This window comes from Pseudoduganella rivuli, assembly GCF_009674485.1.
GTDB classification, from domain to species: Bacteria; Pseudomonadota; Gammaproteobacteria; order Burkholderiales; family Burkholderiaceae_D; genus Rugamonas; species Rugamonas rivuli_B.
In genome coordinates, this window is sequence record NZ_WKJJ01000040.1 from 1 (window position 1) to 20784 (window position 20784).

The window sequence follows — 20784 nt, forward strand, 5'->3', positions numbered from 1 at the left end:
TCGTTGCCGGCTCGGTTGTCGCCGGTTCCGTCGTCGCAGGCTCAGTCGTAGCCGGTTCAGTCGTAGCCGGTTCCGTCGTCGCAGGTTCGGTCGTGGCCGGTTCGGTTGTAGCCGGTTCAGTCGTCGCAGGTTCGGTCGTGGCCGGCTCAGTCGTTGCTGGTTCGGTTGTCGCAGGCTCTGTTGTGGCCGGCTCAGTCGTTGCTGGCTCAGTCGTTGCTGGCTCGGTCGTTGCAGGCTCGGTCGTTGCAGGCTCAGTAGTAGCTGGTTCAGTCGTTGCTGGTTCAGTCGTTGCTGGTTCAGTCGTTGCTGGTTCAGTCGTTGCTGGCTCAGTCGTTGCAGGCTCGGTCGTCGCTGGTCCCGTCGTTGAAGGCTCGGTCGTAGCGGGTTCCGTGGTTGCTGGCGCCGTCGTGGCCGGTTCCGTGGTTGCCGGTGCAGTCGTAGCGGGTTCCGTCGTTGCCGGCGCAGTCGTAGCTGGCTCTGTTGCTGCAGGTGCAGTCGTGGCAGGTTCCGTCGTTGCCGGCTCCGTTACCGCAGGTTCAGTCGTGCCAGGCTCATCAGTGACAGGTGCTGTCGATGCCTCATCAGTCGAGTTCGGTGCATCCGTAGCTGGCTCCGTCTGTGCTGGCGCATCGGTTGGCGCGGAAGTTGGCGCAACGGTAGGCGCCACAGTTGGCGCCTCCGTCGGAGCGGCAGTAGGCGCCTGCGTTACCTCGGGTGCCGAAGTCACCGTTGGTTCCGGCGTTGGCGCCGGCGCTGCCGTCACGGTCGGCAATGGGGATTCCGTTGGCGCAGCAGTTTCTGTCGGCGCATCGGTCGGTGCGGCGGTCGGCGCCTGGGTTGCCGTTGGATCGGGCGTTACCGTTGGCGCTGCCGTATCGGTCGGTGCGGCCGTATCCGTAGGCGCTGCCGTTGCAGCCGGGGCCGTCGTGTCGGTTGGCGCCGGGGTTTCGGTGACTTCCGCCGCTTCCGTCGGCGCCGGCGTGGCTGTCGGCGCCTGCGTGGCCGCTGGTGCATCCGTCGTGGTTTGGTCAGTAGCCGATGCCGCATTCACTTCGGTGGCCGGCGCGGCAACACCGCTCGTTTCCGGAACCGTGCCGCCGGCAATCCCCCCGGCGCCACCACTGTCCCCCGTACCACCTGCCGGTGTTGTGACACTGGCTGCGGCAGCATTGTTGGCGCCGCCTGCCGCGCCGGTATCCGCGGGAAGATCGATCTGCGCCGCAGGAACCACCTGGTCGACGAATGGCACGCCCAACTGGCCACCCGTGCTGCCGTTATCGATCACCGGAGGCGTCAGGCCGTTTCCGGTATCGCCGCCGTTGACACCCAATCCCTGGCCGGCGGCTGCGCCCTCATCCGTGCCGGTGCGGTCGCGCGTGTCATTGCCCCGCACGTCCGCCTGGACGTTTTCATTACCGGTGCTGTCGACCCGCTCCGGAGCCGCGCCCAGGTTATCGGTGCGGGTCGTGTCGCCCAACCCTTCGCCACGGCTCAATACGGTCAAGTCATCAAACAGGGCTGCTTCCTGTTGGTTACCAGCAGGGGCGGTGCTTTCCTGAGGTTGCTGGTTGTCCGAGGGTTGATTGTTGTCAGCCATGACCGTTTTCCTAGCGAATTTTTGCGAATTTGGCGAATTTTGCCTATTTGCAGTGTAGCTTTCCGCTATTCAATCCTCCAGACGGCCAGAGGTTATAGTGCCTCCCAGAAAATTAACTTTAAACCAAGAAAAATAATTCCATGTGGAAATTAACGCTCACGGAATGACCGGGAGAACATCTCCAGCAGCGGCTTGGACAGGTAAGCCAGCACGGTTTTCTCGCCGGTCAGGATTTCCGCTTCCACACCCATGCCAGGTTGCAACATATAACGGTCACTGTTGTGTCCAACATACGGTTGCGGCAAATCCACCCAGCCACGGAAATATGGCCGGCCATCCTCGCCCACCACGGAAGTCGCCGTGATGCGCTTGAGCTTGCCTTCGGCGAAACCGAAACGCGCATAATCGAAGCTGCTGACGCGCAAATTGACGGTTTGGCCCACCTTCACATAGCCGATGTCCTTGGGTGCAATGCGCACCACGGCTTCCAGCGGCACGGAATCGGGGACGATTTGCATCATCAGGCCGCCGGGTTGCACCACCTGCCCCACCGTTTGCACTTTCATATCCTGCACATAGCCGCGCACCGGGGCGCGCACCACCAGCCGGTCCACCTTGGCTTGCAGGCGCGCTTGCAATTCCGTCACTTCGGCCAGTTCCGCGCTGACCGAGCCGATTTCCGCCAGCGCGTCGCGGCGCTGCACGTTCAGCGTATCGACGCGGCGGCTGCGGCTTTCCGCCAGCTCCTGTTCCGACACCCTGGCATCGGCCGCCAGGCGCGCCACTTCGCCCTCAGCGCTGACTTTGGCGCGGCGCGTTTCCAGCAGCACGGAACGGTTCACCAGCTTGCGGCTGGCCAGGTCTTCCCGCATCGTCGCCAGCTCACCCGTCAAGCCCTGGTGCTCCTGCGCCGTAGAGAGCGCCTTCTGGATCTGCTGCAAACGGTCGCTGCGCTGGCTGATCTGGTGATCCAGGATGGCCAGCGCCGAATCGCGGCTCGACAACTGGGTCTGGTAAATCTGCTTTTGGTGCGCCACCAGTTCCGGATGGTCCGGCGCCAGCTCTTCGAATTTCGGCTTGCGGTTTTCCACGAAGGCGCTCAGGCGTTCCAGGCGCAGCCGCAGCGCCACCATGCGCGCGCCAGTCTGGCGCAAATCGGACAGCGCTTGCGATCCGTCCAGGCGCAGCAGCACCTGCCCCGGCTGCACCAGCGCTTTTTCCTCGACCAGGATTTCCGCCACCGAACCGCCATCGAGGTGCTGCACTACCTTGACCTGTCCGGCCGGCGCCACTTCACCAGGCGCCCGCGCCACTTCCGTAATGTGCGTCACGGCGGCCCACAGGAAGAACAGCACCACCACCGCGGCCACCATCACCAGCAACGGCCGCACGAAAGCCGGCACCAGTTCTTCTTCCACCCGGGCCGATTCGGACAGCAGCCGACGCTTGCGGCTGCCCATGCCGGTCTGCCCCTCGGCCCCAAACAGCACTTGTTGTACAAGTTTTTTCATCAGAGTTATCCTGCCATCACTGTGTTCTTGATGCTGTCGTACGGCCCCATCGCCGCAACTGCACCACCCTTCATGTAGATCACGCGGTCGGCCATCCGCATATGCCCCGGCCGGTGCGACACCACCAGCAAGGTGGTACGGCCCTTCAGCCACGTAATGCAGCGCACCAGCGCCTGTTCGCCCGCTTCATCCATGCCGGTTCCGGGTTCGTCCAGCAGCACCACGGACGCGGGCTTGAGCATGGCGCGCGCCAGCAGCAGGCGCTGGCGGAAGCCATACGGCAGCTGCTCCAGGCGGCTGTTCGAAATCCGCGTCTCCGCGCCTTCCGGCATGGCAGCGATATCGGTGGACAAGCCCGCCATGTCGATCGCCCAGCGTACTTCGTCGTCGGTCGCCACCGGATGCACCAGCTTCAGGTTTTGCAGGATCGTGCCATGGAAGATTTCACAGTTCTGCGGCATGTAGCTGATACCGCTGCGCAGTTCGGCCGCCGCCATCTGGCGGATGTCGACCTGGTCGAGGCGGATGGTGCCGGCCTGCGGCGAATACACGCGCACGATCAGCTTGAGCAGCGACGATTTGCCGGAACCGTTCGGCCCCGCGATCACCACCATCTGCCCCGGCTCCACCGAGAAATTCAGGCCCAGCAGCGCCGGGTCGGCGTCGTTGGCATAGCGGAACGATACCCGCGACAGCGACAGTTCGCCCGCCACCGCGGGGCGCACGGACGGCTTGATGCCGCTTTCCCGCTCCGTTTGCAGCCGCATCAGGTTTTCGATCTGGCGAATGTTGGTGCGGGTTCGAACCAGCGAACTGGTGGCCAGGAACACGTTCTGGATCGGACCGGTCAGGCGCCAGACGATCATCATGGTGGCCACCATCGCACCGCCCGTCAGGTTGCCGGTAATGGTGAGATAGGCCGATGCCGCCATCGAGAACAAGCCCGTGCACATGCCGAGGATTTGCGCCGCGCCATTCAGCCGGATGCGCAATTGCTGGTCCTGGAACGACGCCAGCACGGCTTTACCGCTGACATCCTGGAACCGTTTCAGCCACGTGTGCGCCACGCCCGCGCTGCGGATCAAACGCATATTGGACAGCACTTCGTTGATGAATTCACTGCGCGCGCCGCCCAGTTGCGATGCGCGCGCCGTCGAGCTCTGGTTCCACCGGCGCGTGCCGAACCACAGCGCCGCGTACAGCGCCACGGCCGTCAGCACCACCAGCACCACCCACGCATTGACGAACGCCAGCGCCAGCAACATCACGAGGCTGGCCGGCAGTTCGAACGCAATCAGCACCATCGGCCCCAGGAAGAAGTCGCGCAAGCTCTCCAGGTTCTTGATGCGTTCCAGCTGGCGCGTACTGGTCGCGCCATCGGTCGCCGTGGCGGGCAGGCAAATGACTTTCTCAAACACGCCGGTGCCCAGCACATATTCTGTTCGTCCACCGACATAGGCGAGAATACGGTTTTTCAGGCCCCGCAACAGCCAGTCCAGCCCCACCACCAGCAGCACGCCCAGGGTCAGGAACATCCCCAGCCGGATATCGCCGCTGGGGATCACTGTATCGAACACCGCCTTGACGAACAGCGGCGGCATCAGCGCCAGCGCGGTCGACAACACCGTCAGGCCGAGGATCATGCCCAGGTGTTTACGCAGGCGCCACACCAGCGCGCCAAACCAGCTGCCGGCGCTGGCGCTGCGCGCCGAACGCGGGTCCGTGCGCTGGTCAGGCTGGAACAGGTAAGCTTCACCCAGTTGGCCGAGCACATTCTCATCCAGCGCGACCTCATTGCCGGTGCCGCCATCGAACACGCGCAATGCGCCGTCGGCGCGGCGTCCCAGGACCACCATGGCCGGCGCATCCTGCGGCAGGAACAGGCAAGGCAGCAGACGCTCGTCCAGCGTGGCCAGCGACGTATGGAAGTGACGGGGGAAGTAACCAAGGTTGGCCAGCACGCTGCACAGGCCGGACAAATCCAGTTCCTGCGCCAGGTGCGGCATGGCGTCGACCAGGTGCTGCGGCTGTCCCTGCCACTCCAGGGCGGTCAGCAGCGGCGACAGGCAGCGCGCCAGGTCGGACGGATTCGGATAATAGCCGGCCGCCAACGCCGCCGCATCCGTCACCGGTTGCGGGCGCTCCGGCGCCGCCAGCGATGGCGCATCCTGTTCCGCCATCTTCTCTTTTTCGCGCAGCAAGCCTTCGCGCAAATGGCCATCCGTCAGCGAATACACCTTGTCCGCCAGCGACAGCATCGATGGACGGTGCGTCACCATGATCATCGTGCGCGAGCCCTTGAAACCGGCCAGGTAATCGCGCAGGCGCTTGTCACCTTCCATGTCCAGGGCGATATTGGTTTCATCGAACAGGATCACGCTCGGGTTGTGCACCAGCGCGCGCACAATGGCGATCATCTGGCGCACGCCTTCCGGCAGGATTTCGCCGCCGCCCTCGCCCAGCGGCGTTTCATAGCCCGCCTTCATGCCGGCCACCATGCGGTCCAGCCCCATTTCGCGCGCCACCGCCAGTGCGGCCGGGTTCAGCTGGTGGTCGAACATGGTCAGGTTTTCCAGGATGGTGCCCGCCATGATCTTGCCCGATTGCGGCAGGAAAGCGATTTGCTTGTGGATGCTGTCCGGCGCGCACGCGCCCACGGGAACGCCGTCCAGCAAGACCTGGCCCTGGTCGGGCTGTTCCAGGCCGCTGATCAGCGACAGCAGGCTGGTCTTGCCGCTGCCGCTGTCTCCCTGGATGGCGACGCACTGGCCGGCGGGGATCGTCAGCGACAGGTGCGAAAACAATGGACGTTCGGCGCCATGGCTGAGCGAAACGTCGCGCAGCTCGATCCCTTGCGTCACCGCCTGCAATGGCGGCAGGCCCGCGCCATCCTCGTACGGCATGGACATGATGTCATCCAGGCGCTGCTGGGCCGAGACGAATGACTGGTAACGCAGCCACACGGACAGGCTGCGGCGCAGCGGTTGCAACGCGCGCACGGACAGCATCATGATGGCGGCCAGGCTGCCCGGCGTGATCTGGCCCAGGATCACGGCCGTCGAACCGGCGGAAATCACGGCCACCACCATCACTTGCGAGAACAGCACGCCGAGGTCATTGGCGCGGGCGCTGTTGCCGGTCAGCTGCTCGCCGATGCGGGCATTGGCTTCCTGCAGGCGCTCGTAACGGCGCAGCATCAGCAATTCCATCGCCTGCGTTTTCACCGTGTGGATATTGGTCAGCACTTCGGCCAGGAAGCTGCTGCGGCGGTCGTCCAGCACCTGGCGCTGTTCGATCTGGTCGCTCAGGCGCTTGCCGAAGCCCAGGCTCAGCGCGACAAAGGCCGCCAGCAGCGCGATCGGCACCAGCCCCACCCAGCCGCCGATGGCAATGATGATCGCCATGAAGATCACCACGAAAGGCAGGTCGAAGACCACCAGCAGCGCCTGGCCCGAATAGAACTCGGCCACCTTGGCGCTGGCCAGGATGCGCTCCGCATAGGTGCCCGCCTCCTCGCCCCGGTAGCGCCGCATCGGCACGCGCAACAGGCGCCCCAGCGCCGCCATCCCGGTCCGGTGTTCATAGCGGATGCCCAGCCAGCCGGTCACCACGGAACTGATCGTACGCAGCACTTCTTCCAGCACCAGGGCCACCACGATGCCGCCCACCAGGAAGGCCAGCGTTTCCAGCGACTGGTTGCCGACCACGCGGTCCATGATTTGCAGGATCGCCAGCGGCAGCGCCAGCGCCAGCACGTTCGACAGCAATGCCGACAGCGCCAGGCCAGGCGCCACGCGCCGCAAGTCCGGTGAATTCAGCACCTGTCCCAGCGGGCTGTCGCGCAGGAACCTGCGCAGCGCCGAGGCGCCGCCCGCTTCGGGGGCCGGGGAAGTGGAGTTGTTCATTTATTCAAGGGATAAATAATCGATGATCTTGCGCAGCAGCGGATGGCCGAAATCGAGGCGGCCGTCGGCATCTTCCCGCAGCACGCCGGACGCCACGGCGCGCTGCACCGCGTCGGCGACGGTGTCGGGCGCCTGGCCCAGCATGGCGGCGATTTCCGCCGTGGTCGGCGGCAGGCTGCGGCGCGCCGCCACGCGCAACAACTTGCGGTCCAGGTGCAGGCTGTCCAGCCGCGCAATGACGATCACCAGCAGCGGCAGCGCGACGCCCACTTCGTGGCAATGCCGGGCCAGCTCCACCGCAAACAGCGGCACGCCGGCCGCATCCGCGACGATGTGCTGGACCTGGGCGGCCGGCATGCCTTGCGCGCCGGGCACCTGGCGCACCAGCGCTTCGATTTCCTTGCCGCTCAGGCGGCTCAGCGCCAGCCGGACCACGGGGACATCGTCCGTGCTGCCGGCGGCCCCGGTCTCCGGCACGCGGCGGCCAGACAGCACCACCAGCGCTCCAGCCTGCGCCGACTTGTACGCCCGCTCCAGCACGGCCAGCCGCTGTTGCGGCGACAGGAAATGGTAGTCGTCGACCACCGCGACCAGCGGCGCGCCGGGACGGGGCTGCGAGCCATCCAGCATGGCAATGACGCCGCCGGCGGTATCGCGCTGCGCCGCATCCTGCGGCACCGCGTACGCCACCGCATGGCCCTGCGCCTGGCGGCACTGCGCCAGCAACGCCTTGCACAGGCGCGACTTGCCCATGCCGGTTTCACCTTCCAGCAGCAGCAACCCGCCCTGCCCTGCGGCCGCGTCGCGCAGGCACCGCTCCAGCGTTTTGCGTTCGTCGGCGCGCCCCACCAGCGGATAGGCGATCCGTTCGCCGTGCCAGTCCATGCCTGCCAGCGCGTTGAACGCCACCGCGCCGGGCGCCGTCCCCGCCCCGAACAGCGCGTCGCTGCGGATGCCCTGCGCCTGCATCACGTCGAAGACGGGACGGCCCAGCGCCAGCTGGCCGGCGGGCGCCTGCTCCTGCAACTCGCGCGCGCCCGCTATGGCGGTGCTGACGATCGCTTCGCCGGACCAGCCGCCGTTGCGCAGCATGCTGGCCACGACGATGCCGACGGTCAGGCCGCCGCGCATGGCGCCGGCCAACGCCGGCGCTTCCGCGCTGAATGTTTCATACAGCCGCTGCGCACACGCCATGGCGCGCAGCAAATCGCGCTCGCCCACCTGGTGCAGGCCGAAGATCAGGTCGCCAGCGTTACCGCGCCGCGCCACGAACACGGCATCGAGGTCGCAGGCCAGCGCCGCCAGGCTGTCATGCAGGCGCCGCACGGCGGCATCGTCGGCTTCCGCCGGCAACGCCAGGCTCAATACCGCGCAAGGCCGGCGCTCCAGCATGCCGGTGGCCGGCGACGGCGCGGCCGTGGCGGTGTGTTCGTGCGTCTCCGCCGGGCGCGGCTCGGCCAGCACCATGCCGCGCGTCACCGCCATCGTGCGGTTGCGCACGTTGAGGCGCTTGAACAGCGTCACCACGTGCTGCTTGACGGTGCCGACACCGATGCCCAGTTCCCGGGCAATTTCCTTGTTGACTTTACCGGCGCGCAGCAATTCCATGATTTGCTGCTGGCGCGGCGTCAGTTCCACATGGGCGGGCTGGCCCTCGGACGCCGGCGCGGCGCCCGGCTCGATCGGATCAGGCCGGGCATCGGTCATGGCAGGCGCGCCATACCGCCAGCCCGGCCGTTCAGCGCGGGCTGGTGCGACACCGCCGCCGGCCTGGACGCCGCCGCCGAAGGCGCCAGCATCCCTTCCGGCACGGCGCCCGGCGCCACCGTGCGGCAGGCGATCGCTTGTTCACGCAGCCGGGCACATGCGATTTCCGCTTCGGCGCCCGTGGCAAAGCGCGCCAGGAAGACGCGCAATCCCGCCCCGTCCTGCTTGCGCGCGGCGACCGTGCGCTGGAACATCAGGTCGGGGAAACGCAATTGCAGGTCGCGCCAGGCTGCCGCGATACCGGCGGCATCGGTGACAGCGGCCAGTTCCAGCTGCCATTCGCCCTGCGCCAGCGCCTGCGCCGGGACCTGGTTCTGGGCGATGTCCGTCAGCACGCGGCCGGCGTCGTCCGCCGCCGGCGCGGCCGGGCGCTTGCCCTTGCCCGGCAACGGCTCGCCGCTGGCCGTGCCGCCACCCAGCGCGGTAAACAGGTTGATCAGCGCGCGGTAGCGCTGCAGGTCGATATTGTCCTGCTCATCGAGCATGCGGTGGTAGGTGCGCTCCGTGTCGAGCAACAGCAGGTGGTCGATGCCGCCCGCCTGGTACGACTCGCGGCTGTAATCCCATGCCCGCTTGGCGGCCTGCGCCGCTTCACGCTGAGCTGCCAGGCGCGCACGGCCCAGCCGGATACCGTTCAGCGCATCGTCGACTTCGCGCACGGCGCCATAAATGACGCGGGCATAGGTTTCCACCATTTCCTGGTGCACGGCGCTGGCGACATCGACTTCGCGCGAACGCCGGCCATGGTCGAAGATCGTGGCCGACAGGTTGCCCACCACGTTCCAGAACAGCGTTTGCGGTTCGAACAGGCGCGACATGAACTGGCTGCCGTACCCCGCCTGCGCGGACAGGTCCAGCGGCGGCAGCAGACGGGTGCGCGCCACGTCGATATCGGCATCGGCCGCCAGCAGGCGCGCTTCCACCACGCGCACGTCGGGACGGCGCAGCAGCAATGCCGACGGCACACCCGGCAAGACCGTGGGAAACGACAGCGCGGCCAGGCCCTGGCCTTTGACTTGCAGCGATCCGGGCGCAACGCCCAGCAGCACGGCCAGGTTGTTCAGCGCTTCATCGCGCTGCTGTTCCAGCGCGGGAATGGTGGCCTTGACGGAATACACGGCGGCACGCTGCTGTTCCATGTCGATCAATGTCGCGTCGCCCCGCTCCAGCCGCGCTTCCACCGCCGCCAGCATGCCGGACACCGCCACATCGGTTTCCGTGGCCACGCGCAAGCGGTCGTTGAATGACAGGTAATCGATATAGCCGGCCACCACATTGGCCACCAGGTTGCGCTGCACATCGTCGCGCTGGAACATGGCGCGGCGCTCCTGCAATTCAGCCGATTCAAACTGCGATTGCCGCTCGCCCCAGACGTCGACACGGAAATCGGCCCGGACGCCCACCTGGCTGACCGTGCGGGCCGGCGTGCGGGAACTGGTGACACCGCCGCCGACATCGCCTTCGGCCGCTTCGCGCCGCCGCTGCACCGATCCCGTCACCACGGGCAACTGGTCCGATACGGCCTGCGACGTGCGGGCACGCGCCTGCTGCACGCGCAGCGCGGCAATTTTCAGTTCCGCATTGCCCTCGAGCGCGCGCTTGACCAGGTCATCCAGTTCGGTACTGCCGAGCAGCCGCCACCATTCCGGCAATACCTGATCCAGCCTGGCGCCGGCGGCCAGCCTGCCCGTGGAAGCGGCAGGTGTGGCCGGCGCCGGGGCAGAGTCGATGGCTGCCTTCGGGAAGGCTGCGGGAACGGATACTACAGGAACATCGTACTGGGAACGCTTAGCGGCACATCCGGTCAAAAACACGCCGAGCAGTGCGGCGGCAATTCCATGGCCTAAGCTATAGCGATGCAATTCGATAGGCAGTGGCCTCGCACTGCGCCGGCTGGGTTTGGATGACATGGAAACCAGAAGTGGCTATGAACTGGCACAGTAGCATATCCATAGACCTGCCTCAATAAATGTTGAGTGACATACAACGTTATTTGTCATAAACAGTGGCATTTCAACCCTACGCGGGCTTTCAGGCACTTTCGGTACAATGACTTGGTGTACGTTTTTTGACCATTACCATGACCGAAGACGCCAGCCAGCCGTTCATTCTCGTCGTTGAGGATGATGAGCACATCAGCCAAATCCTGAAATTCATGCTGGAGCGGCAAGGCTATCGGGTGCAATTGGCGGCCGATGGCCTGGCCGCGCGCCAGGCGGTCGAGCAGGCGGCGGAATTGCCTGCGCTGGTGCTGCTGGACGTCATGCTGCCTTACCTCGACGGCTTTGAAGTCATCGGCATCATCCGCGCCCTGCCGGAATGGAAGCAGGTTCCTGTCGTCATGCTGACCGCCAAGACCACGGAACGTGACATCGTGCGCGCGCTGGATGCGGGCGCCAACGATTACATCGTCAAACCCTTCCAGCCGGCGGAATTATTGGCGCGCGTGCGCCGCTATCTGCGCCAGCCCTGACATGGCGCTGCTGCTGCCCTCCCAGATATTCGGGCGGCTGGCCGACCCGATCCTGCAGGCGGCCGCGTGGACCGGCGCCGGTGCACTGGCCCTGACCCTGGGCATCGGCCTGTACATCATTGTCTTGCGCGACGATTTGCGCCGCCGCCAGCGCCAGGAGCAACGGGTCATTGCCGTCTGGCGTCCGTTGCTGAATGCGGCGCTGGCCGGCGAACCACCGCAAGCGTTGCCGGTACTGGCAAAGCGCGACCGCCTGACGTTCCTGAAACTGTGGGTACGCCTGCACCAGTCCGTGCGGGGTGAAGCCAGCACCGGTTTGAACCAGGTGGGCTTTGCCCTCGACTGCAGCGCCATGGCCCATGCCTTGCTGGCGTCCGGGCAGCGCGCCCGCAAACTGCTGGCGATCCTGGCGCTGGGCCATTTGCGCGACCGCCGTGCATGGAAAAGTTTGCTGAAAGAAGCCGCCGGCGACGATCCCGCCACGTCCGTCCACGCGTTGTGGGCGCTGGTGCAAATCGATGCGGCCGCGGCAGCCGGAGAACTGGCGCCGCTGCTGTTGCGGCGCGACGACTGGGCGCTGTCGCAGGTGGCAAAAATCCTGCAGGACGCCCATGTGCACTGGACGCCCGTGCTGGTGGCCGCGATTCCGCAATTGCCGCCGGAGCGCCTGCCTGCCGCCTTGCGCCTGCTGGAAGGGTTGCGCGCCACCTTGCCGGCGCAGGTGCTGCAAGGCTTGCCGGGCAACGGTTCGGTCGACGTGCTGATTGCCGTGCTGCGGATGGCGGCCATGCCGGACATGCTGGACCTGGTGCGCAGCCACATCAGCCATGAAGACTGGCGCGTGCGGCTGCAGGCGGCACGCGCCCTGGGCCATATCGGCGACGTCAACGACGTGCCCCGCTTGCAGGGCATGCTGTGCGATTCGCAATGGTGGGTGCGCTACCGCGCCGCGCAGGCGCTGGTCTCGCTGCCGTTCCTGACCACGGCCGATATCCAGGCCGTCTGCGAAGGCGCCGACCGCTTCGGCGCCGACATGATGCGCCAGGTACTGGCGGAAGGGGCGACCTGATGCTGCACATGGCGATCGACTTTTTCACGCACTTCGTCATTGTTTATTTCATCCTTCTCAATGGCGGCTACCTGCTGTTGAACCTGTTGTCGGTGGTGGCGCTGCACCGCCGCAGCCAGGAAAACATCCTCGACGATTTGCCGCAAGTGTATTCATCGCTGGAGCCGCCGATCAGCCTGCTGGTGCCCGCGTACAACGAAGAAGCCACGATTGCCGCATCGGTCCGCTCGATGCTGCAACTGTCGTATGCGGAACTGGAAATCATCGTCATCAACGATGGCTCGAAAGACAATACGCTGGCCGTGCTGCAAAAGGACTTCGCACTGGAACCTTTCCCGGAAGCGTATCGCGTGCAGCTGGAAACGAAGCCGGTACGGACGATTTACCGCTCCACGCGCTATCCCAACCTGCGCGTCATCGACAAGGTCAATGGCGGCAAGGCCGATTCACTGAACGCGGGCATCAATGCGTCGCGCTACCCGCTGTTTTGCGGCGTCGATGCCGATTCCATCCTGCAGCGCGATGCGCTGCACCGGCTGGTGCGTCCGTTCCTCAACGACGCCACCGTGGTCGCATCGGGCGGCACGGTGCGGGTCGCCAATGGCTGCGAAGTCAAGGGCGGCTTCTTAACGCGCATCGGCCTGCCCCGCAATATCTGGGCGCTGTTCCAGGTAGTCGAATACCTGCGCGCCTTCCTGTTCGGGCGGCTGGGCTGGTCCACCATCAACGGCATGCTGATCATTTCCGGCGCGTTTGGCCTGTTCCGCAAGGACGCCGTGGTGCTGGCCGGCGGCTACAAGCCCAAGACCATCGGCGAAGACATGGAACTGGTGGTGCGCATGCACCGCCAGTTGCGCGACCGTGGCGTCCCTTACCGCGTGCAGTTCGTGCCGGACCCCGTGTGCTGGACCGAGGCGCCGGAAGACCACGCGACGTTGCGCAACCAGCGCATCCGCTGGCAGCGGGGCTTGTCGGAAAGCCTGGCGGCCAACTGGGGCCTGATGTTCAACCGGCGCGGCGGCGTGCCGGGCTGGCTGGCGTTCCCGTTCATGATGCTGTTCGAGTGGCTGGGGCCCCTGGTGGAGCTGGGCGGTTACCTCTTCATGGCGGTGGCGTTCTGGTTCGGCTGGATTTCATGGCAAGCCTTTGCGATTTTCCTGTTTGTCGCGATCGGGCTGGGCGTGCTGCTGTCCGCGTCCGGCCTGATGCTGGAGGAAATGTCATTCCACATTTACCCGCGCATGCGCCAGCTGGGTGTCCTGGCGCTGGTGGTGATCGCGGAAAACTTCGGCTATCGCCAGCTGAACAGCTGGTGGCGGCTGGTGGGGCTGTGGCGCTGGGCCACGCAGCGCGAGTCCAGCTGGGGCGCGATGACGCGCAAGGGCAACTGGCAGAGCAAGGCCTGACATGGACGATGCGCATGCGTGCCGCCTTGCCGCCGCCATCGGTGCGGCGGCCTTGCTTGCAACCGCGCCCGTGATGGCGGCGCCGGATGCCCCCTCCTGGCTGCAAGTGTGCGCCGCCGATACGCGCGGCAACGGCGCGCCGGCACCTCCCGTCCTGCGCGTGCGCGCCGGCCCGCTGCCGGACGGTTGCCGGGGCATCGCACTGCCTGTAGCGCCCGGGCAGATTGCCGCGGTGCGTCCCGCCACGCCATCGGACCGCGTTACCGACGCCCGCACCATCCTGATTTACCGTCCCGAGCGCGCCGACCAGGCCGGCACACCCGCCTTGGGCGCAGTGGAAACCGTGCTGCCGCCGGCCGCCGCCACGCATGCCCCGGCGGCGCGCACGGCGGCGCCGCTGCACGTCAATTTGCTGGACCGGCTGCAATTGCGTCCTTATGGCGTGGAAGAACGCGTCCACGCGCAGGTGGCAGACGGCCGCCTCACCGTACAGTGCCGCGGCGGCGGCAAGCCCGCCGGCGTGCTGTTGTCCGCGCCATGGGCCATGCCGCGTGCGGCGCTGGTGCTCGCAGCGCAATACCAGGCCGATGGCGTGTTTTCCGTGGCGCTGGCCGACGATGCCGCGTCCGCCGATGAACGCGCGCTCGACCTTGGCCGGCTTGGCAGCGGCGCCACGCACGCGGTGCTGCCATTGCCCGCCTCCGGCTGGGACCGGGCAGGCTGGCGCCATATCGCGCTGACCTGCCCCGGCCACGCCGCTACCCTGGCCATCGGCAGCCTGCAATTACAGCCGCAACCTTCCACCGGCCCCGTGCGGGCGCGCGCTACCTGGGTATGGCGCGCAAAGGACTGGATCGGCGCCCCGGCCGCAGTCCTGGCACAGGCGCGCCGCCATGGCATGCGCAGCCTGTTCATCACGGTGCCGACGCAAGGTGCGGCGATATCGCACCCGGCGCGGCTGGCCGCCTTCGCGCGGCAGGCCAGCCGCGCCGGCATCGCATTGTGGGCGGTCGAAGGCGATCCCCACATGGCGCTGCCGGCGCACCACGCCGCCACCGCCGACCGGGTGCGCGCTGTCGCCGCCTACAACCGCGGCGTGGAACCCGCCGCGCGGCTGCAGGGCGTGCAATTCGACATCGAACACTATTTGATCGACGGCTACGGCATGGCAAGCGAACGGCACGACCTCGGCTATGCGCAATTGCTGGCCGGCCTGAAAGCGGCGGCCGGGGGCTTGCCGCTGGATTTCGTCGTGCCGTTCTGGTGGCATGCCAAGGACACCCTGCTCGCCGCGCTGGCGCAGGCCGCATCCATCGTCACTGTCATGGATTACCGCACGGACGAGGAACAGATCCGCGACTTTGCCACGCCATTCCTCGACTGGGGCGTCACCCACGGGGTGGGCGTGCGCATCGCGCTGGAATCCGGCGCCATCGCACCGGAACGGCAACACCGCTACGTCCGCGCGAACGGCGCCCCTGCGGAACTGTGGGCTATCACGCTATCGCCGGAACAGACCGGGCTCACCGCGCCCTTCGATGCGTTGGTGCTGTTGAAGCAGCCGCAAGCGGGGCTGCCGGGAACCGGCTTCCGCTACAGCGGCAACCGCCTGCTGGACGGCTCCGCCACCACCTTCCAGCGCCAGCCGGCGCGGCTGCAGGTGCTGTTGCCGCAACTGGAAAGGGATTTTTCCGCGTGGTCTTCATTTGCGGGCATGGCCGTGCATGAGCCGGGCGACGCCCTCCCGGCAACCGAACCGGCTGCTACGCCGGACCGGCCGCCTTCAGGCGCACGGTAAATTCCGTGCCGCGGCCCGCTTCCGAAGTAAAGGCAATCGCGCCGCCATGGCGCTCCACGATGCTCTTGCAGATCGACAAACCCAATCCTGTACCGCCCTTCTGGCGCGTATCGGTGGAATCGGCCTGGGCGAATTTCTGGAAGATGCGGTCGCGGAAGGCGTCCGGGATGCCGGGCCCCTGGTCCGCCACGCGGATCACGGCCCAGTCGCCGCCATCGGCCAGCCGCTCGACCGTCACGGTGACCCGCCCCCCCGGCGGGGAAAATTTGACGGCGTTCGACAGCAGGTTGACCACCACCTGGATCAGGCGGTCATGATCCACCTGCGCGCAGGCCGCCGCCGCGTCCGGTCCTTCTTCCAGCGCCAGCGTGACGCCGGCGTGCGCCGCGCTGCCCTGCACATCGTCGATGGCGGTACGCGCCAATGGCAGCAGCGCCTGTGGCTGGAAGTCGAATTCCATCTTGCCCGACTCCATTTTCTCGATATCGAGCACGTCGTTGACCAACCGCACCAGCCGCTCGCAGCTGGCATGGGCGATGTCGATCAATTGCTTTGTATCGTCCGGCAAATCACCGGCCACGCCGGACGCCAGCATCGACAGCGATGCGCGGATCGATGTCATCGGCGTGCGCAACTCGTGCGAGACGGTGGAAATGAATTCATTCTTCATTTGCTCGACCTTCTTGCGCTCGGAAATATCGTGCAGGAACGCGCTGAAGAAATATTGGTCCCGCGAACCCGCCAGGCCCACGGTGACTTCCACCGGCACTTCCTGGCCGGCGCGGTTGACGACGATGCGCTCCAGGCGGCGGTTCAACAGGTCGGCATCGCCGAGCTCATTGAAGCCCCGCATGGCCTTGACATAGTGATCGCGGTAACGGGCGGGAATCAGGAAGTCTTCCAGCGGCTTGCCCGCCACCTCCGCATGGCTCCAGCCGAACATGTGTTCCGCCGCGCCATTCCAGTCCGTGATGCGGCCCTGCAAATCCAGGCCGACAAACGCATCCTGCGCGCTGTCGATGATGGTTTGCACGCGCCGCTGTTCGGCCCGCACTTGCGCCAGCGCCCGTTCCAGGTCATCCGTGCGCTGCGCCACCCGCTGTTCCAGCGAGCGGTTCAGTTCGTTCAATTCTTCCGTTTTTCCCAGCAGGTTCGACACCAGCGCATTCAGTGCGCCGGCCAGCTGCGTGACTTCCGCATAGCCGTGCCGCCCGCCATCGCCCAGTTCCACGGCCATCGCTTCGCCGCGCCCGACCCGGCCGGCCGATGCCGCCAGCGCAGCCATCGGGCGCGCCAGGCGCCGCGCCAGCAATAAGCCCAGCACGGAAAACAGCGCTGCCAGCGCCGCGCCCGTCCACAGCACGCGGCGCTGGATGGTGCGCACGGGCGCATAGGCGTCGTCCACGCTCTGGCGCACCATGATGCTCCAGCCCAGACCCGGGTAAGCGTTGTAGCCGCGCGTCTTCGCATAGCCGACCAGGTATTGGCGGCCGTCCGGCCACGTTTCCAGCGTGTGGCCGGTCGCGCCGGACAGGACGGCGCGGGCAGCGGCGGTGTCCAGTTTTTGCCCCTGCAGGCCGGTGGGCCCCAGCAGCACGACGCTGTCGCCGCCGACGATCAGCGCTTCCATGTTGCGCCGCCCCGGCGCCGGCCCGCCCGCCGACTGGGGAAATTGCATGACGGATTGCTGTACTTCCCTGGCCCATTGCCACGACAGGTGCGCCCCCACCACGCCGGCCGGCTTGCCATCCGCATCGGAGTAAGGAAAAGCGATATCGACAAAGCGCTTGGGCTCATTGTCAGGACTGGGCAACAGCCTGGCCAGCAACACGGCCTCGTGCACGTCGCCGACGTAGGTGCCCGCCAGCGCATTGCGGAACCACGGCCGCTTCGACACGTCGGCTCCTTCCAGCATGCCCTGTGTCGCCAGGCGTACCTTGCCATCCAGCCCGGCCAGGCCGATCCAGGCATACCAGTGATACGTGGCCTGGCGGTCATTGAGGATGGCGCGCCGCTTGTCGAGCGGACCATCCTCCGCAATCAGCACCTGGTTGCGCGACATCAGCCGCACTTCGCGGTAGCGCTCGGCCATGCCGCGATCGAGCTTGTCCGCCGTCTGCAGCGCCAGTTCCGTCAAGCCCTGGCCAATGCCGGCCTTGATTTCATCGCCGGCCGCCGCGCCGATCGCTTCGGCCAGCGCCACCGTCAACACCACCGTCAGGCCGGAAAATGCCAGCGTCAGGTAGGTCGCGATGCTGCGTTCGGGCAGGCGCACGATCACACTGGCGTTACTGGACCCGCTGCACGCGCGGTGAACGGTTGGCGCCGTCGATGTCGAGGAACACGGCGCCGGACAGGCCGCGCCGCACCGTGACTTTCGGGTCGGTCAAATCCAGCGTATCGACCGTGCTGTCCACCACGCGCCACGCCTGGCCGTTGGCCAGCCGGATCACCTGGCCCCCTTCCCAGCCGTCGAACCGGCCGGCGATATGGGTCTCGTAGCTGTCCACCCGGTTTTCCTTGCGGACGCCGGCCGGCATGCCGAAGGTGTCGATCGCGCGGCGCTGCTCATTTGCCCGCTCAGTTGCCCGCTCATCCGCCCGCGGCGCCGCGGCGGGCTGCCCCAGCGGAATCGCGTCATAGCAGGCCACACGGGCAGCCGCATCGGCCATGGCGCGGCACTGGCGCAGCGCGGCGTCGTCGACCGCCGCCAGCGCTGGACCGGCGGCCAGCAGCACGGCGGGCAGGATGCGAATCATGGGTAGCCTCAAGACAAAACTCCTGATGATCAATATGGTGCAATGTTAATCGACTTTTCACTGATCCAGAACAGCACTTGATTCATGTGCTGAGTGTACCCGCCGATTGTGTACAATGTTCCGTTCAGTCCTTTGTCACTTTCATCCTGGAATGCTATGAACCAATTAGAACAGCTCAAGCAATACACCACCGTCGTTGCCGATACCGGCGATTTCCAGTCGATCAAGGCATATACGCCACGCGATGCCACCACCAATCCATCGCTGATCCTGAAAGCCGTTCAAAAGGATGAATACAAGCCACTGCTGGAAAAAGCCGTGCGCGACAACCCGAACGCCTCCACCGGCGACATCATCGACCACTTGCTGATCGCCTTCGGCACGGAAATCCTCAAAGTGATTCCCGGCCGCGTGTCGACGGAAATCGATGCCCGCCTGTCGTTCGACACCGAAGGCAACGTGGCCAAGGGCCGCGAACTGATCGCCTTGTATGAAAAGGCCGGCATCCCCCGCGAGCGCGTGCTGATCAAGATCGCGTCCACGTGGGAAGGGATCCGCGCTGCGGAAATCCTGGAAAAAGAAGGCATCCATTGCAACCTGACCCTGCTGTTCTCGCTGGCGCAGGCCATCGCGTGCGCGGAAGCGGGCGTGCAACTGATTTCGCCGTTCGTCGGCCGTATCTATGACTGGTACAAGAAGAGCACCGGCATCGATTACGTCGGCGCGGAAGACCCGGGCGTGCAGTCGGTCAAGCGCATCTACAACTACTACCGCAAATTCGGCTACAAGACGGAAGTCATGGGCGCCAGCTTCCGCAACACCAGCCAGATCCTGGAACTGGCCGGCTGCGACTTGCTGACCATCAGCCCGGATTTGCTGCAAAAGCTGGCCGACACCACCGGCCCGGTCGAGCGCAAACTGGGCGTCGACGCCGGCGCCGCCGGCCTGGTGCAACTGACCGTCGATGAGAAATCGTTCCGCTTCATGCTCAACGAAGATGCGATGGCGACGGAAAAGCTGGCGGAAGGCATCCGCGCTTTCTGCGCCGATTCCGGCAAGCTGAAACAAATCATTTCCGCCATGCGTTAATCCACTTCGCAGACTGGCAATAATGGGGCTGCGCGCCCCATTTTTTGTTTCTGGAATGTATGTTGCAAGGCTGTAACGTATAACAAAACGTTACATAAGTCCTTGTTATACAATGGCCAACACCGCTCTTGCCGCAGGCGCCGGGGCGTACCGCGTTGACCATCCACTCCAGAGATATCCATGAGATCAGTTCCCCGCTGCATCCCCGTTGCCGTATTGTCGTTGCTTGCTGCCTGCGGCCACAAGGACGACAAGGCTGCCGCCGCCCCACCGCCGCCCCCCAAAGTTGCCGTCTACACGGTCGCCCCCGCCGAACTGACGTTGTCCGCCGAATTGCCGGGCCGGCTGGAAGCGTCGCGCATCGCGCAAGTGCGCGCACGGACACCCGGTATCGTGCTGGCGCGCGTCTACAAGGAAGGCAGCGACGTCAAGGCGGGCGATTTACTGTTCCGGATCGATCCGGCGCAATTCCAGGCGTCCTACGACAGCGCGCAGGCGGCCGTCGCCAAGGCCGAAGCCAACCTGGCACAGGCCGAACTGAAGGTCAAACGGTATAAACCGTTACTGGCGGCGCAGGCGGTCAGCAACCAGGAATACGACGATGCCGTGACGGCGCAAAAGCAGGCCACGGCCGACCTGGCCACGGCGCGCGCCGCGCGCCAGACCGCCGGGCTGACCCTGGGCTACGCCACGGTGACGGCGCCGATTTCCGGCCGCGTGGGCCGCGCGCTGGTGACGGAAGGCGCGCTGGTGGGCCAGGGCGAAGCGACGCCGATGGCGGTGGTGCAAACGCTGGACCCGATTTACGTGACGATTACCCAATCGTCGGCGGACGTGCTGCGGCTGCGGAAAGCGCTGGCGGACGGCAAATTGAAATCCGCCGACGGCAAGGGCAACGCGGGCGCCGCCAAGGTCACGCTGGTGACGGAAGACGGCCAGCCCTACCCGAAAGCCGGCAAGCTGCTGTTCTCGGATGTCACCGTCGATGAAACCACGGGCGCCATCACGATGCGGGCCGAATTCCCGAATCCGGACCGCGCCCTGCTGCCGGGCATGTACGTGCGCACCCGCCTGGAACAGGCCGTCAACGAATCGGGCATCGCCGTGCCGCAGCAAGCCGTGGTGCGCGGACCGGAAGGCGCCACCGTGCTGGTCGTCGGCGCCGACAACAAGGTCACGTCGCAACCGGTGAAAGCCGACGCCGCGCAGGATGGCCGCTGGATCATCAGTTCCGGCCTGAAAGGCGGCGAGAAAGTCATCGTCGAAGGCTTCCAGAAAACCAAGCCGGGCGGCACCGTGACGCCAACGCCATGGCAAGGTCCGCCCGCCGGCAATGCACCAGGACAGGTCAGCGCGCCGACGCCACCCGCCCCCGGCCCGGCCCCGGCCACTGCCGCCGCGGCCAAATAA

13 protein-coding genes are annotated in these 20784 nt (G+C 66.1%); 7 read left to right on the forward strand and 6 right to left on the reverse strand.

Annotated elements, in window-relative coordinates:
- A partial coding sequence (locus GJ700_RS36375; RefSeq protein WP_195764102.1) for a pentapeptide repeat-containing protein occupies nt 1-367 on the forward strand: 367 nt, incomplete at its 5' end.
- A gap of 1379 nt (nt 368-1746) precedes the next feature.
- Here the strand turns inward: GJ700_RS36375 and GJ700_RS33940 are convergent.
- From GJ700_RS33940 to GJ700_RS33955, 4 genes are read right to left on the reverse strand one after another with little or no spacing between them, the layout of a single operon-like run.
- Complete coding sequence (locus GJ700_RS33940) at nt 1747-3108, reverse strand: HlyD family type I secretion periplasmic adaptor subunit (protein WP_154382506.1); 1362 nt, start codon at nt 3106-3108, stop codon at nt 1747-1749.
- Between the two features lie 5 nt (nt 3109-3113).
- Nucleotides 3114-7013, reverse strand: coding sequence for a peptidase domain-containing ABC transporter (locus tag GJ700_RS33945; RefSeq protein WP_154382508.1), 3900 nt, complete (start codon nt 7011-7013; stop codon nt 3114-3116).
- Nucleotides 7014-8720, reverse strand: coding sequence for a LuxR C-terminal-related transcriptional regulator (locus GJ700_RS33950; RefSeq protein ID WP_154382510.1), 1707 nt, complete (start codon nt 8718-8720; stop codon nt 7014-7016).
- On the reverse strand, nt 8717-10690 hold the full coding sequence (locus tag GJ700_RS33955) for an efflux transporter outer membrane subunit (protein ID WP_154382512.1): 1974 nt from the start codon (nt 10688-10690) through the stop codon (nt 8717-8719). The genes GJ700_RS33950 and GJ700_RS33955 overlap by 4 nt, the downstream gene beginning before the upstream one ends.
- A gap of 170 nt (nt 10691-10860) precedes the next feature.
- On the opposite strand from GJ700_RS33955, the gene GJ700_RS33960 reads away from it, so the two are divergent.
- From GJ700_RS33960 to GJ700_RS33975, 4 genes are read left to right on the forward strand one after another with little or no spacing between them, the layout of a single operon-like run.
- Entirely contained in the window at nt 10861-11253 is a 393-nt protein-coding gene (locus GJ700_RS33960) for a response regulator transcription factor (RefSeq protein WP_154382514.1), read from the forward strand.
- 1 nt (nt 11254) lies between these two features.
- On the forward strand, nt 11255-12322 hold the full coding sequence (locus GJ700_RS33965; RefSeq protein ID WP_195764104.1) for a HEAT repeat domain-containing protein: 1068 nt from the start codon (nt 11255-11257) through the stop codon (nt 12320-12322).
- On the forward strand, nt 12322-13728 hold the full coding sequence (locus tag GJ700_RS33970; RefSeq protein WP_154382518.1) for a glycosyltransferase family 2 protein: 1407 nt from the start codon (nt 12322-12324) through the stop codon (nt 13726-13728). The genes GJ700_RS33965 and GJ700_RS33970 overlap by 1 nt, the downstream gene beginning before the upstream one ends.
- Before the next feature lies 1 nt (nt 13729).
- Nucleotides 13730-15526: a hypothetical protein gene (locus tag GJ700_RS33975; RefSeq protein ID WP_154382520.1), complete on the forward strand. Its 1797-nt coding sequence runs from the start codon at nt 13730-13732 to the stop codon at nt 15524-15526.
- On the opposite strand, the gene GJ700_RS33980 is transcribed toward GJ700_RS33975, so the two are convergent.
- Both GJ700_RS33980 and GJ700_RS33985 read right to left on the reverse strand, forming a co-directional pair.
- Complete coding sequence (locus tag GJ700_RS33980; protein ID WP_371868251.1) at nt 15492-17807, reverse strand: sensor histidine kinase; 2316 nt, start codon at nt 17805-17807, stop codon at nt 15492-15494. The two genes, GJ700_RS33975 and GJ700_RS33980, sit on opposite strands and share 35 nt — an antisense overlap.
- Before the next feature lie 7 nt (nt 17808-17814).
- Entirely contained in the window at nt 17815-18285 is a 471-nt protein-coding gene (locus GJ700_RS33985; protein WP_154382522.1) for a hypothetical protein, read from the reverse strand.
- 156 nt (nt 18286-18441) lie between these two features.
- Here GJ700_RS33985 and tal point away from each other — a divergent pair, with 156 nt between their 5' ends.
- Together tal and GJ700_RS33995 are read left to right on the forward strand one after the other, a co-directional pair.
- Entirely contained in the window at nt 18442-19374 is a 933-nt protein-coding gene (gene tal, locus GJ700_RS33990; protein WP_154382524.1) for a transaldolase, read from the forward strand.
- A gap of 180 nt (nt 19375-19554) precedes the next feature.
- Nucleotides 19555-20784: an efflux RND transporter periplasmic adaptor subunit gene (locus tag GJ700_RS33995; protein WP_154382526.1), complete on the forward strand. Its 1230-nt coding sequence runs from the start codon at nt 19555-19557 to the stop codon at nt 20782-20784.